Below are 14,324 nucleotides of genomic sequence, written 5' to 3'. Positions count from 1 at the left end.
CACGACATGTCGACGTGTCCGAACGGTCACCAGTCCACGACGGACGACTGGTGCGAGGTGTGCGGAATGCGCATGTCCGCGCCACCGTCCCCCTCCGTCCCCGGCCCGTCGTCCCCGCCGCCCACGTACGCGGCACCGGCGCCGGCGCCCCCGTACTCCGGCGGCTACTCCCCGGGCCACACGCCCGGTTACGAACCCGCCTACGAACCGGCGTACGACCCCGGGTACGGCCAGGGCGGGCTCGGCTACGACCCGGACGCCACCGCCGCCGCCGAGCCCTGCCCCAACTGCGGCACCCCGCGCGAGGGATACGCCCAGTTCTGCGAGGAGTGCCGCTACAACTTCGTCACCCAGGCCGGGACGACCTTCGTCCCGCAGGCGCCGCCCTCCTCCCCCGGCTACCCGCCGGACGGGCCGCCGTACCAGCGCTACGAGTCGCAGCGGTCCCGGCCGTCGCAGATCAACCGCCCGGCCGAGCCGCTGGCCCCGCAGTCGGTGACCTCCGGCTCGGGCGACTTCCTGCTCACCCCGCCGAACCCGCCGGATCCCGGGCCCCCGCAGGCGGGCCCGCGCACCTGGACCGCCGTGATCGCCGCCGACCGGGACTACTTCACCGACATGATGGCCCGCAGCGGCCCCGACGCACGCGGCCTGTACTTCCCGTCGTACTCCCCCGAGCAGCGGATGCCGCTGACGGGCCCCCAGGTCACCGTCGGCCGGCGCCGGCACAGCACGGGCGTGGCCCCCGACATCGACCTGTCCCGGGCGCCCGAGGACCCGGGCGTCTCCCACCAGCACGCCGTGCTGGTGGAGCAGCCCGACGGCAGCTGGTCGTTGGTGGACCAGGGCTCCACCAACGGGACCACCGTCAACGGCGGCGAGGACCCCATCGACCCCTTCGTGCCCGTCCCGCTGACGGACGGCGACCGCGTCCACGTCGGCGCCTGGACGACGATCACGATCGTCCGCGACTGACCCCGGCCGTTCCCGGCGCGGGCCGCAGCTCCCAGCGGTGCGGCCCGTCCGGGCGGTCCAGCCAGGTCCACTGGCGGCCCTCCGCCACGCTCATGCCGAAGCGGTCCCGGGGCGGCTGCCCCTGGCCGCGCCACAGGACGTACGCCTCCTCGACCGCGGCCCACAGGTCCCGCGGCCCGGTGAGCCGGACAATGCCGTCCCGGGCGGCGTGCGCGGCGGAGCCGTCGGCGGCGGTGACGGTGGGGCCGCCCGGGGTCCAGTGGACCTCGGCGTCCCCGGCGTACAGGCCGAGCAGGAAGCGGAACAGCTCGTTCTCCAGGACCCGCGGCGGGGTGTCGCTGGCACGGCTGCGCCCGGAAGTGCCGTCGGTGCCGACGGCCGCCCGGCGCGGGGCCGCGCCGGCGCCCCGCAGCGAGACGAAGTACGCGGGGGTGTGCAGGAAGCGCCCCTCGGCCCGCTCCGGGCCGGTCACGCGCAGCGCGATCAGCCCACCCGCGAAGGGCGCGAGGATCAGCCCGCCGGGCCGGCACTGCCGGGGCCATGCCTCCGGTACCGACGGCAGCTCGCAGGTGGCGACGATCCGGTCGTACGGCGCGCGGTCCGGGCAGCCCAGCGCCCCGTCCCCGGTGACCACCGTCGCCCGGCGCCCCGCCGCGGCCAGGTGCGCGCGGGCGGCCTCGGTGATCTCCGCGTCGAGGTCCACGCTGGTCACCGCCCCGGTACCGAGGCGGTGCGCGAGCAGCGCGGCGTTGTACCCGGTCCCCGCGCCGATCTCCAGCACCCGCTGCCCGTCCTCGACCCGCAGCGCCTCCAGCATGGCGGCCATCAGCGAGGGCTGGCTGCTGGAGGAGACCAGTTCCCCGCCCCGGACCAGGGTGATCAGCGGTACGTCCGCGTAGGCGCCGGACAGCCAGCGGGACCGGCCGCGCGGGTCGGCGTCGTCCGCCGACAGCAGGGTGAACCCTCCGCCGGAGCGGGGCCGGTGGTAGACGGGGACGAACAGATGGCGCGGCACCTCCTCGAACGCGGCCCGCCACCGCGGGTCCGCCAGCCCCCCGGCCGCGGCGATCCGGCGCACCAGCCGGGCCCGCAACGGCACCGCCGCCGCGGCGTACCGGTCGCCATCCGTCATACGACCACTCTGCGACGGTGACCCCCTCCGGACAACGCGGGCCGTCTGAGAGCATGGGAGGCGTGAATGAGATCCCGCGGGGCACCGTCGAGCAGCAGACGTTCTTCGAGTCGGTCGGCGGCGAGCCGACCTTCCGGCGGCTCGTCCGCCGCTTCTACGAAGGCGTCGCCGAGGACCCGGTCCTGCGCCCCATGTACCCGGAGGAGGACCTCGGGCCCGCCGAGGAGCGCATGAGGCTCTTCCTCATGCAGTACTGGGGCGGTCCCCGCACGTACAGCGAGAACCGCGGACACCCCCGGTTGCGGATGCGCCACGCGCCCTTCCGGGTCGACCAGGCCGCCCACGACGCCTGGCTGCGGCGCATGAGGACCGCGCTGGACGAGCTGGAGCTGGAGCCCGACCACGAGCGGCAGCTGTGGGACTACCTGGTCTACGCGGCGGCGTCGATGGTGAACACCGCGGGATGATCACACCGGGCTGACCGACAGCCCCGGCACCCCGCGCCGGACGGCGACCGAGCCGTACGGCGTGCGCAGCCGCAGCCACGGCCCCACCGTGAGCAGCTCCACCGCCGGCCGACCGACCGTGCGCGGTGCCGGGACGGGGGTGCGCACCGGGCGGAGGAAGCCCAGCGCGTGGGCGGCGTGGACCACCCGCAGCGGCAGGCCGGTGACGCCGAGCTGCCGGGACCAGATGTCGTCGGCGATGGCGTCCAGCTCCGCGCGGGTGCGGCTTTCCGGCCGCAGTGCCTCGCTGCGGTCGCGGAACTCGGTCACCGCGGCGGCGGCCACGGCGCGCACGTCCTCCGCGGACGGCAGGCCCCGCACCCGCTCCCAGCCGCCGCGCGGCGGGAGCACTCCTGCCCAGGCCGGCCCCGTGACTGCCGCGGGCACGGCGACCGTGCCCGTCACCTCGTCGATGCCGTCGAGCAACTGCCCGGCGGAGACGGTCGAGTCCAGGTCGCCGGCGGCCCCGTCCAGCTCGGCCGTGCGGACGGCCAGGACCCCGCCGCCGAACGGCGGTTGCCCGAACACGGCGAGCACCGTGCCCGAGGCGCGCAGCCGGACGACGGCGGCCTTGTCCCAGCGCAGCAGCCGGGCCAGGAAGGCGGCGAAACCGTCCGCCTCCCTGGCATCGGCGAGTCGCAGGGGCGCCGTCATGCGGCGACTGCCCCCTTGCCGGCGTCACCGGGCGAACCCGCGCTGTCGTCGAAGTACCCCTCGAGGAAGGACCGCTCCTCCGCCGTGATCCGGCGCGGCCGGCCCTTCTCGAGGTCGTACGGCACCACGATCGTGGAGGCGCGTACGTAGACCGCCTCCGCGTCCTTGACCTCGTACGCGACGGTCAGTGAGGCGGCCCCCACCTTGGTCACCCACGTCTCCACCGTCACCGGCTCGTGCCGGTGCACCAGCGGGCGCAGGTAGTCGATCTCGTGGCGGGCGACGACGGACCCGCCCGTGAACGACTCGCTGCCCTCCCCGGGCGCCAGCCGGAACATGAAGTCGATCCGGGCCTCCTCCAGGTAGCGGAGGAAGACCACGTTGTTGACGTGCCCGAAGGCGTCCATGTCTGACCAGCGCAGCGGGCAGCGGTAGATGTGCCGGGCCATCTCCCGCTCAGCCCCGGGTGAGCTTCTTGTAGGTGGCGCGGTGCGGCCGGGCCGCGTCGGCGCCGAGCCGCTCGACCTTGTTCTTCTCGTACGACTCGAAGTTGCCCTCGAACCAGAACCACTTGGACTCGCCCTCGTAGGCGAGGATGTGGGTGGCCACCCGGTCCAGGAACCAGCGGTCGTGGGAGACGACCACGGCGCAGCCGGGGAAGTCCAGCAGCGCGTTCTCCAGCGAGGACAGGGTCTCGACGTCGAGGTCGTTGGTCGGCTCGTCGAGGAGCAGCAGGTTGCCGCCCTGCTTGAGGGTGAGCGCCAGGTTGAGGCGGTTGCGCTCACCGCCGGACAGGATGCCGGCCGGCTTCTGCTGGTCCGGGCCCTTGAAGCCGAAGGCGCTGACGTACGCGCGGGACGGCATCTCGACCTGGCCGACGTTGATGTAGTCCAGCTCGTCCGACACGACCGCCCAGAGGGTCTTCTTGGGGTCGATGTTGGCGCGGGTCTGGTCGACGTAGGAGATCTTGACCGTCTCGCCGACCTTGATCGTGCCGGCGTCCGGGGCCTCCAGGCCCTGGATCATCTTGAACAGCGTGGTCTTGCCGGCGCCGTTGGGGCCGATGATGCCCACGATGCCGTTGCGCGGCAGCGTGAAGGACAGGTCGTCGATGAGGACCTTGTCGCCGAACGCCTTGGAGAGGTTGTTGACCTCGACCACGATGCTGCCCAGACGCGGGCCCGGCGGGATCTGGATCTCCTCGAAGTCGAGCTTGCGCATCTTCTCGGCTTCGGCGGCCATCTCCTCGTACCGGGCGAGGCGGGCCTTGGACTTGGCCTGGCGGCCCTTGGCGTTGGAGCGGACCCACTCCAGCTCTTCCTTGAGCCGCTTGGCGCGCTTGGCGTCCTTCTGGCCCTCGACCTTGAGACGGGACTGCTTGGTCTCCAGGTACGTGGAGTAGTTGCCCTCGTACGGGTAGGCGCGGCCGCGGTCGAGCTCGAGGATCCACTCGGCGACGTTGTCCAGGAAGTACCGGTCGTGGGTGATCGCCACGACGGTGCCCGCGTACTTGGCCAGGTGCTGCTCCAGCCACTGCACGGACTCGGCGTCCAGGTGGTTGGTGGGCTCGTCGAGCAGCAGCAGGTCGGGGGCCTCCAGCAGCAGCTTGCAGAGCGCGACGCGGCGCTTCTCACCACCGGAGAGGTTGACCACCGGCCAGTCGCCGGGCGGGCAGCCGAGGGCGTCCATCGCCTGCTCCAGCTGGGCGTCCAGGTCCCAGGCGTTGGCGTGGTCCAGGTCCTCCTGCAGCTTGCCCATCTCGTCGAGCAGCGCGTCTGAGTAGTCGGTCGCCATCAGCTCGGCGATCTCGTTGAACCGGTCCAGCTTGGCCTTGACCGGGCCCACGCCGTCCTGGACGTTCTCCAGCACGGTCTTGGACTCGTCCAGCGGCGGCTCCTGCAGCAGGATGCCGACCGAGTAGCCGGGCGAGAGGAACGCGTCGCCGTTGGACGGCTGCTCCAGTCCCGCCATGATCTTGAGCACGGTGGACTTACCGGCACCGTTGGGCCCCACGACACCGATCTTCGCGCCGGGCAGGAAGCTCAGGGTGACGTCGTCCAGGATCACCTTGTCGCCGTGCGCCTTGCGCGTCTTGCGCATGGTGTAGATGAACTCAGCCAAGAGAAACCGTCCGGCGTTCGATGTGTGGGCAGATACACCCCATCTTGCCGTACCGCCACCCCCCGGCGGAAACGAGTAGGTGAGCGACCTGGCTCACGTCTCTGACCTGGGCTCGGTCATTCCGCGGCCCGTCGTACTTGGTCGTCGTTGGTCAACGCGGGGCGACCTCGGACGGCCCAGAGACGGCCCAGAGGTCGCTGTCCGCGCCGCCAGAGAGCTCCGCGTCCGCGCAGCGGCTTCGCCCTGTTGGATCTTGGCGTCCACCGCTTCGAGCTGCATCTGTAGGTGCAGGCGGATCACTCGCAGGCGCCGTGGACACGAGAGCAAGATCGCACACACATTTGATATCGGCCTGTCGATCGGGATGGATTCAGGGCCGGACACTCAACCTGATCGGGCTGGCGTATGCCACCAGACACCGCCAGTGGAATGAATTAGCGACCCACCATGCCCCTTTTGGCTCTTTACATCTTTGCGCACCATATCTGTTTTTTACTAGGTTCTGCCCCGTGAGTGATGGGCACGTTTGCATCCTCGGCGAGTGAGAGCATCGGGGCCCCCTTGGGGGTTGAGTCCTCGACGTCTCGATGCCAAATGAGAGTTGCAGCCCTGACCCGAGCTCACTTCGTAATCTCGGCGCCCCCTTGCTGGGGCAGCGCAACAGCGACAAGAAAGGTCTTGTCCTATGGAATTGGTTGCAATTCCGCCCTCCCATATAGGCCGGGTGCGGAGACGTGCTCGGCTCAAGGCGACCCTCACTACGATTCCCGCACTGGCGTTGCTGACGACGGTCAGCGTGCTCGCAAACGCAGCGCATGCGGCGGAAGCCCCCGTGGGGCTGGGGACGGCTACCAGTTACGCCATCCTGGCCGGTACGACGGTCACCAATACGGGCCCAAGCGTTGTCAACGGCGACATAGGTGTCAGCCCCGGCTTCGCGGTGACAGGCTTTCCACCCGGAATCGTCAACGGCGTGGTTCGCGTCGGCGGAGGCGCCCTCCAGGCCCAGAATGACCTGGGCGCTGCGTATGTCGACGCGGCCGGCCGAGCGACGACGGGGCCCATGCCCGATGCGGTCGAACTCGGCGGGGAGACGTTGCTACCAGGCGTCTACACGAACGGGACCTATGAGATCAACGGCACCCTCACTCTCGACGGACAGAACAACCCCGACGCCGTCTTCATCTTCCAGACTGCCACGACCCTGGTCACAGGTTCGAACAGCAGTGTCAACCTCATCAACGGGGCGAATCCCTGCAACGTGTTCTGGAAGGTGGGCAGCTCGGCCACCCTTGGGACCGGTACCGCCTTCCAGGGCACCATTCTGGCCCTGACCTCGATCACGGCAAATACCGGCGCGACGGTCGAAGGCCGACTCCTTGCGCGTAATGGCGCAGTTACGCTGGACAGCAACACCATCACGCGGCGGGCCTGCGGAGTCATCCCCCCGCCCGAGCCTTCTGGCCCGCCCGGGCCTCCCGGCGCCCCCGGCGCTCCCGGCGCCCCCGGTGCTCCCGGTGCTCCCGGCGCTCCCGGCGCTCCCGGCGCTCCCGGCGCTCCCGGCGCTCCCGGCGCTCCCGGCGCTCCCGGTACTGACGGTACTGACGGTACTGACGGTACTGACGGTACTGACGGTGCTCCCGGCGCTCCCGGCGCTCCCGGCGCTGACGGTGCCCCCGGTGCCCCCGGTGCCCCCGGCGCTGACGGTGCCCCCGGTGCCCCCGGCGCCCCCGGTACTGACGGCGCTCCCGGTGCTCCCGGCGCCCCCGGGCCCGCTGGACCCGCCGGGCCTCCCGGGCCTCCCGGGCCTCCCGGACCCGCCGGGCCCGGATACCCGGACCACGGCGACTACCCGGACGAGGACGACCACCCTTGTGGCTCCTGTCTCCCACACCATCACGGCAGCCACGACAAGGATGACGAGGACTGGGATTGCCTTTGGGAGTGGCGCGCGCCGCTCATGCCTCGGCAAACATCCTGCGACTAAGCGATCAGTCCTCATCCGGCGCATAGCTAGATGAGTCCATCGCAGGCGTGACCGCCCCGTGCCCCCGGTCAGTCGACCTCGGGTACGGGGCGGGATCGCCACACCCCCAAGCGACCTGACCCACCGGAATCGCTCCGGGATCCGCCATCAGCACGGCAGATCTCAAACGCGGTCTCAGGTGCGATCTCTGCGGATCCGCACCTGCCTGTAGACGTCGCGGGTGGCGATCAGGAGCACGACCCCGGCGCCAAGAGCCCACACCGTGGTGCGCCAGCTGTCCGACTACCTGGCGATCAACCCCGCTCCCCTCCCGAGACCGGCACCAATCCGTGCGGACGGCGCGGAGAGGGTTTGCGCGGGAGCTGCCATGGGGCGAGAGATCGGGGCCCGTACGCTGGCCGCGAATCGGGCTGGCTCCTTGCCTGCCCGCAATAGCCCGATGTGGGCCTCGATCTTCGAGGCTCGCCCCATGGTGGCTGCGTAAAGCCTCGGAGCGCCGGCCGCCCCAGCCACCGCATTCTGACCTCACGCCCCTCGGCCTACCTATGTGAGCGCGCGGCGGCGGACGGCGCGCCGAGCGGGACGGAGGCAGGAGCGTGGGCGCGGCCGGGAGTCGGCCGCGCGCCCGGCGGAGTGTGAGCGACGCCGGGTGCCTTGATGAAGTAGAGAAACTCTTACCGCGCCACTGCGTGATCGTCTTGTTTCGGTACAAGGCGTATCGCAGATCCAGCGCACGCATCTGGGTCGCTCATCCCCGGCTACCGATGCAAAAGGGGTGTCCGGCCGGGTCGAGCATCACCACCAGTCCGCCCGCGCGGTTTGGCTGGTACTCGGCCGTCGTGGCGCCGAAGGCGGTCAACTTCTCCTCAGCTGCAACGATGTCGTCGACGCAGTACTCCACGTGCATCTGCTGCGGTACAGCGCGCGAGGGCCAGGACGGGGCCACGTAGTCCTCGACCCTGCGGAAGATCCACAACGTTCCTGCGATCTTGACCCAAGCCGAGTCGGCATCCTCTCGGACGAGTTCACCATCGGCCGCCGCTATATAGAAGTTGGCCATCGGAGCAGGATCTGCGCAGTCCACAGTGATGGCGGCAAGCTCGATTGTTGCAGGCACTGGCTCTCCTCGGCTGGATGGCGATCGCCGGCATGCTGCCAGGGGAGAGACAGCCGGAAGCCGAGGTCGGTTCAAGCGGGGACCGACCCCGCGTCGGAGCGCGCGGCTTTCGCGCCCTCCCCCGGCAAGTAACACGTTCGATATTGGCTTCGTCCGTCCGCTTACGCATGCCCTCACAGCGATCCCGCTGCCGTCCTTGGTGCGTCCTCCGTACCGGCAGCGGTCCTTCGCTTGCCAACGACCGATAGGGACGCGGCGGCGTGAGAGCTGGTCCGGTAGTCAAGGTTGGGGCACGGCCGACCCCGTGGCATCAGTCGCCCCGGGGCCGACCTTGGCCTGGGTGGTTTAGCCCAGGTAGAAGTCCTTTCGGGCGGTCACGAACCCCTCGATCGACTGGGGTGGTGTGCCCGTCACGCGCTCGACACCGCCGGCGGTCCGGTTGTAGCGGTTGTCCCGGTGAAGTTGGGCCATGGTCGCGACGTGCTGTTCGAGGTGCGGCGGCATCCCCAGCTTCGGAAGCTGGGCCTCCCACCTCTCCGGGGGCACGTCCACATAGGACACCGGACGGCCCAGCGCCCGCGAGAACTCCTCGGCCAGCTCCGTCATATCCACCGAGCGCGGCCCGGTGAGCTCGTAGACCTGCCCGATGTGCGGTGCCGGATCGCGGAGCACGGTGGCGATGACCCGGGCGACGTCATCCACGGCAACCGGCGAGGTCCGTCCGGCGCCGAACGGAAGCGCGATGGTGCCGTTCTCCTGGATCGACCGTGCCGCCATCGTGGTGAAGAGCGGGGTGTCCAGGAATGCCGTCGGCCGGATGTGCACCACGGGCAGACCGCACCAGTTCAGTACCTGCTCCGCCAGCCAGTGCAGCCGCTGCTGGTGCGACTCCGCGGTGCTGGTGGCGGTCATCTGCGACACCGTCATCTGCGACAAGTCGACCAGTGCCTCCAGCTTCCCGTACGCCTTCGCGACGGAGGCCACCACGGTTGCCGCCAGAAGGTGGTCCGGCGACACGCGCATCGCGAAGTACATCCGCGTCACGCCCTGCAGTGCGGCCGCCACCGTCTCCGGCCGGGTCAGGTCGCCGATGACAACCTCTGCGCCGAGCGCCCGCAGTTCGGCCGCACGCTCGTCCTCACGACGGACCATGAAACGCACGGGCACGTGCTGAGCCCTCAATTGATCGAAGACCGTGCGGCCCACACCGCCGGCACCGGGGATGAGAACAAGGTTGTCGGCAACCATCAGTCGATCTCCTTCGGAGAATGGATTAGGCGAGTGGTGGTGTGATCAGAGCGTCAACAGAGCTGGCAGCGAGGGGTTCCGGATCGACGTGCCGCGGAGTTCCCCGGTGTCGGCAGCGGCACTGCGGAGATGCCCCGTGGAGGTGGTCGCCTCCGGTGTCTCGCGGGGATGGTTCGGGATCACCGTCGGGATCAGACGGTCCGGCGCCGGGACTTGTCACTGGCGACGGCCTCAGCGGCATCCTTGCCCGGCAGGAAGGCGAGCACGACCAGGGCACCGACCAGGGCGACGGCCGCCGACCCTAGGGCGGTGAGGTGCATGGCATGGATGAAAGAGTCCTTCGCGGGCCGCACCAGCGCCCTGCCGACCGGTCCGAGCTTCTCGGCGACAGTCAGGGTGGCCTGGAGGGATTCACCTGCGGCATGCCGGTCGGAGGCGGGCAGTACACCCAGGTGGCCGTCGATACCGTTGCGATAGGTGGTGGACAGCAGCGACCCCAGCACGGCGACCCCCATGGCGCCGCCGACCTGCCGGAAGGTGTTGTTGACCGCCGATCCCGAGCCGGCCTTCTGTCTCGGCAGCGACGACATGATCATGACGGTGGCGGGCGGCATCACATGGGCCATCCCCGCGCCCATCAGGAAGAACAGCACCTCCAGTACCCAGATGGGGGTGTCCTGGCCGAGCACCAAAAAGCCGGCAAAGGACACGGCGGTCAGGACCAGGCCGGTAGCGCACACGGCTCGGGCGCCGAAGCGGTTGACGACCAGCCGGGCCCGCGGGGCGAAGAACATCTGGGAGGCGGCCAGCGGCAGCACGAGAAGACCGGACTGCAGGACGCTGTAGCCGCGAACGCTCTGGTTGTAGAAGACGCTGAAGAACGTGACGCCCATGAGGGCGAAGAAGACCAGGCCGATGGCGGCGACGGACGCCGAGAACCGCCGGTTGCGGAAGTAGGCGACGTCGAGGGCCGGATGATCGCTATGGGCCTCGTACGCCACGAATCCGGCCAGGAGCGCCAGACCGCCGAGGATCGTCACCCAGACCTCGGGCCGGGTGAAGTCGCCCAGCTGACCGCCCTTGATGATGCCGTAGACCAGCAGCGCCAGACCGGCGATCGACAGCAGCACGCCGACCGGGTCGAGCCTGCCGGGCCCGGGGTCCTTGGAGTCGGGGACGATCGCCACCATCGCGACCAGGGCGGCGAGCACGATCGGCACATTGACCAGGAAGACCGAGCCCCACCAGAAGTGCTCCAGCAGGATGCCACCCGCGATCGGGCCGGCGGCGATGGCGAAACCGACCACACCGGTCCATATGCCGATGGCCTTGGGCTGCTCCTCGCGCTCGAAAACGTTCATGATGATCGCGAGGGTGGCGGGCAGGATGAAGGCGCCGCCGAAGCCCATAACGGCGCGGAAGGCTATGAGCTGCCCGGAGGAGTCCGACAACGCGGACAGCGCGGATCCCGCACCGAACACCAGCATGCCGAAGAGCAGCACCTTCTTGCGGCCGAGCCGGTCACCGAGCAGGCCCGCAGTGAAGAGCAGCCCGGCGAAGACCAGCGTGTAGGAGTTGACCGCCCACTCCAACTGGCTCTGGGTGGAACCGAGTCCGGCGGGAGCCGGCTCGGCAATGACCTTCATCGCCACGTTGAGGATCGAGTTGTCCAGCATCACCACCAAGAGGCTGCACGACAGCACGACCAGGGTCGCCCAGCGCCGGCGGTGGACCGCCTCGGAAACGCTCCGTCGCTGGGCAGGCGGCACGGGCGACGGGGGCTCCGCGGGTGCCGAGGACTCGGTGGGGGTGGGCGGTGGCGCCACAGAGGTCTCCAGTGCTTTCGGTAGTGCTGCGATTGCGGGACGGACGCCGCCGGCCTCGGGCAGGGAGACAGCTCAGGGCCCTGCATGACCTGCCGGGATCCCGTCGACGCAAAATAGCTGTCGCAATACAACTAAACACACGTTAAGATAGATGACAAGTGACAGCCATTCGAGGAGGGTGATTCCGTGGGCCGCGTGTCCAAGGCGCAAGCACAGGAGAACCGGCAGCACGTCGTGGCCACCGCCTCCCGGATGTTCCGTGAGAAGGGCACCGCGGTCAGCATCGCCGACCTGATGAAAGCCGTCGGGCTCACCCATGGCGCGTTCTACAAGCAGTTCACTTCCAAGGAGGACCTGGTCGACACCGCCATCGCCCACGCCTTCGCGGATCCGGCGGCGCACTCACCGGTGACGCCCGAGGAACAGACCGAGGACCCCGAGGCCGCCCGCAGGACGCTGATCGAGCAGTACCTCTCGATCTGGCACCGCGATCACGCCGGCGACGGCTGCCCCGTCTCCGGATTCGCCGCCGACCTGGGGCGCGACTTCGACCAGGCCGCCCGCTCCCAGCAGGCTTACATCAAGGGTGTACGGAACCGCGCCGCTCGGCTGGCCACCGGCGACGACGACGGCATGGCCCAGCTCTGCACCATGGTCGGTGCCCTTGTCCTTGCCCGCGCCACCCGGGGCAACCCGATCTCCGAAGAGCTACTGCAGGCCGCACGCACCGCTCTCGCCAAGAACGTCAGCGGACGGTCCGACACGGCCGTAGCGCAGTGACCGAGCCAACGGCCTAGAGCCGACCCCGAGACGGGCTCAACTTGCAGGGGCGACACCCGCTCCAGAAATTCGGGCCAGACCTTAGTCGGCCTGCCAGGAGACCCCGCGACAGGCGGCCCCGTCCTGCCTCCGGCTGCCGCGTTCCGCAGCATGTACCGGGCCGCCGGCAGAACCGACGACGGCCCAGGCACGGCCCAGGCTGCCTGACACGGCCCCTCATCGGCGGGAAACCTGCTGGTGAGGGGCCTTTTCGCGCCCCCCGGCAAGTAACACCCCATCTTGCCAGCCGTCCACCCCTGGGCGGAAACGAGTACCCGGGCGACCTCGCTCACGCTTCCGGCCGGCTCCGCGGGCGCGCCGGAACCGGAGGCGACTCGTACACGCATTCGACGGCCACCGCACATGGGAGCCCCTCTGTCAGTACCGGCGTCTAAGGTGCCCGCACGATCGACAAACAGACTCTGATCAGGGGGACCGGACATGCTGCTGGAGCACAAGACCGCAGTCGTCTACGGCGCGGGCGGTGCGGTCGGGCGGACCGTGGCCCGGACCTTCGGCCGCGAGGGAGCACGGGTCTTCCTCACCGGTCGCAGGCTCGCCGGGCTGAAGGAGCTGGCCGAGGAAATCGAGTCCGCCGGCGGCCGGGCCGACGTCGCGCAGGTCGACGCGCTCGACCGGGAGGCGGTCGAGCGGCACGCCGCCGAGGTGGTCCGGACGACGGGCCGGCTCGACGTCTCCGTGAACGCGGTCAGCATCCGCGGTGACCTGCAGGGCACGCCACTGACCGGTATGTCCGTGGACGACTTCCTGACGCCGATCACCACCGCGGCCACCGCCAACTTCGTCACCGCGACGACCGCGGCCCGGTACATGGCCGAACAGGGCTCGGGCGTCATCGTGACCTTCTCCACGGCGGCAGCCCACCTCTCCGGCCGGGACCAGGGCTTCCACGCCACCGGGGGCTTCGGTGTCGCCTGCGGCGCCGTGGAACTGCTCTCCCGGCACCTGGCCGGTGAGGTCGGACCGCGCGGCGTACGTGTCGTCTGCCTGCGTCCGGACGGCATCCCGGAGGCCTGGGTGTCCTGGGGCATGATCGACGACGCCGAGCCCGATCCCGAGGACAGCCCCACGGTGAAGGCCTACATGGAACGCGGCACGGCGCTGCGCCGGCTGCCGAAGCTGGCCGAAGTCGCGGAGACGGCCGCTTTCATGGCCTCCGACCGGGCGGGCGCCATCACGGGAACCGTGGTCAACCTCAGCTGCGGATCCGTCAGCGGCTGAGTCCGGGCCTGGTTCCGTGGTCGTCCCGCTGCGTGCCGGCAGAACCGCCGGCACTCGTGGGAGCTACCTGCCCTTGGGCCGCGGGGCACGCATGCCCGGGGCAGGCTCCTCTACGTCCTCGGGAGCGAAGGTCTCGTCTTCCCCGAAGTCCGGGGCCTGGAAGGGGTTCGTCGTCGGAGACGGCGACGCTGCGGTGGTACCGCGGGGTTGCCCTTCCGGGGCGGAGAACAGCGACGTCACATCGATGAGAGGTTTCCCTTTCGTAAAACAGGACCCCCTGAAGGGCCCTGGCGTGCCGAGACCCGGCACAGCGGTCCTACAGCTTGGTCATCTTGCTGTACGGGCTCAAGATCCGCATTTGCGCCGAGCCGAAATCCACGATCACCGCGGTTCCCTCGTCGACGTCGACGACCCGACCGAGACCGTGAATGTCGTGCGTGACCTGGTCGCCCACCGCGAAGTGCTTGGGAGCGGGCGCGACCGGGGCCTTGAAGGGGCTGGTGGGCAAATGACGCTTCGGTGCAGCAGGCTTAGTCATTGCCCCCAGTATGCACCCACGAAATGCCCCAGTGGCTGACTCTCGGGGGCACGGATAGCTGATCGTTGTACTCGGCGCCAGCAGGCGCCGGGCCGCCGACCGACCGGCGGACGGGCGGGTCAGCCACGCGGGAGGCCGTAGCACCCGTACCCTTCATGG

The 14,324-nt window shown here is 70.0% G+C and carries 13 protein-coding genes; 5 read left to right on the top strand and 8 right to left on the bottom strand.

Translation table 11 applies throughout. From position 1 onward, the window contains the following. Positions 1-6: 6 nt before the first annotated feature. Positions 7-975 carry an FHA domain-containing protein gene (locus tag OG937_28145; protein WUD75287.1) on the top strand — a complete coding sequence of 323 codons (969 nt, stop codon included), beginning with the start codon at positions 7-9 and terminating at the stop codon, positions 973-975. On the opposite strand, the gene OG937_28140 is transcribed toward OG937_28145, so the two are convergent. Further along, complete coding sequence (locus OG937_28140; protein ID WUD75286.1) at positions 956-2,107, bottom strand: methyltransferase domain-containing protein; 1,152 nt, start codon at positions 2,105-2,107, stop codon at positions 956-958. The two genes, OG937_28145 and OG937_28140, sit on opposite strands and share 20 nt — an antisense overlap. 53 nt (positions 2,108-2,160) lie before the next feature. Here OG937_28140 and OG937_28135 point away from each other — a divergent pair, with 53 nt between their 5' ends. After that, entirely contained in the window at positions 2,161-2,574 is a 414-nt protein-coding gene (locus OG937_28135; protein WUD75285.1) for a globin, read from the top strand. On the opposite strand, the gene OG937_28130 is transcribed toward OG937_28135, so the two are convergent. Genes OG937_28130 through ettA form a run of 3 tightly spaced genes read right to left on the bottom strand, consistent with a single transcriptional unit; the run spans position 2,575 to position 5,388 of the window. After that, entirely contained in the window at positions 2,575-3,267 is a 693-nt protein-coding gene (locus OG937_28130) for a hypothetical protein (protein ID WUD75284.1), read from the bottom strand. Further along, positions 3,264-3,716 carry an acyl-CoA thioesterase gene (locus OG937_28125; protein ID WUD75283.1) on the bottom strand — a complete coding sequence of 151 codons (453 nt, stop codon included), beginning with the start codon at positions 3,714-3,716 and terminating at the stop codon, positions 3,264-3,266. Before OG937_28125 ends, OG937_28130 begins: the two co-directional genes overlap by 4 nt. 7 nt (positions 3,717-3,723) lie before the next feature. Next, the gene (gene ettA / locus OG937_28120; GenBank protein ID WUD75282.1) at positions 3,724-5,388 is read right to left on the bottom strand and encodes an energy-dependent translational throttle protein EttA; all 1,665 of its coding nucleotides are present in this window, start codon (positions 5,386-5,388) and stop codon (positions 3,724-3,726) included. Between the two features lie 685 nt (positions 5,389-6,073). Here ettA and OG937_28115 point away from each other — a divergent pair. Continuing rightward, complete coding sequence (locus tag OG937_28115) at positions 6,074-7,375, top strand: ice-binding family protein (protein WUD75281.1); 1,302 nt, start codon at positions 6,074-6,076, stop codon at positions 7,373-7,375. A 748-nt stretch (positions 7,376-8,123) separates the two neighbouring features. Here OG937_28115 and OG937_28110 read toward each other — a convergent pair. From OG937_28110 to OG937_28100, 3 genes are all read right to left on the bottom strand, one after another. After that, entirely contained in the window at positions 8,124-8,459 is a 336-nt protein-coding gene (locus OG937_28110) for a VOC family protein (GenBank protein WUD78909.1), read from the bottom strand. A 378-nt stretch (positions 8,460-8,837) separates the two neighbouring features. Beyond that, positions 8,838-9,740, bottom strand: coding sequence for an NmrA family NAD(P)-binding protein (locus OG937_28105; protein ID WUD75280.1), 903 nt, complete (start codon positions 9,738-9,740; stop codon positions 8,838-8,840). Positions 9,741-9,931: 191 nt separating this feature from the next. Further along, complete coding sequence (locus OG937_28100; GenBank protein ID WUD78908.1) at positions 9,932-11,509, bottom strand: MFS transporter; 1,578 nt, start codon at positions 11,507-11,509, stop codon at positions 9,932-9,934. Between the two features lie 243 nt (positions 11,510-11,752). Here OG937_28100 and OG937_28095 point away from each other — a divergent pair, with 243 nt between their 5' ends. Together OG937_28095 and OG937_28090 are read left to right on the top strand one after the other, a co-directional pair. Then, positions 11,753-12,346: a TetR/AcrR family transcriptional regulator gene (locus OG937_28095; protein ID WUD75279.1), complete on the top strand. Its 594-nt coding sequence runs from the start codon at positions 11,753-11,755 to the stop codon at positions 12,344-12,346. A 480-nt stretch (positions 12,347-12,826) separates the two neighbouring features. Further along, entirely contained in the window at positions 12,827-13,627 is an 801-nt protein-coding gene (locus tag OG937_28090; protein ID WUD75278.1) for an SDR family oxidoreductase, read from the top strand. A 316-nt stretch (positions 13,628-13,943) separates the two neighbouring features. Here the strand turns inward: OG937_28090 and OG937_28085 are convergent, their stop codons facing one another. Beyond that, the gene (locus OG937_28085; GenBank protein ID WUD75277.1) at positions 13,944-14,165 is read right to left on the bottom strand and encodes a hypothetical protein; all 222 of its coding nucleotides are present in this window, start codon (positions 14,163-14,165) and stop codon (positions 13,944-13,946) included. Positions 14,166-14,324 lie beyond the last annotated feature (159 nt).

The organism is Streptomyces sp. NBC_00510 (assembly GCA_036013505.1).
Classification (GTDB): Bacteria; Actinomycetota; Actinomycetes; order Streptomycetales; family Streptomycetaceae; genus Actinacidiphila.
This window is presented reverse-complemented; position numbering and strand designations above follow the sequence as displayed.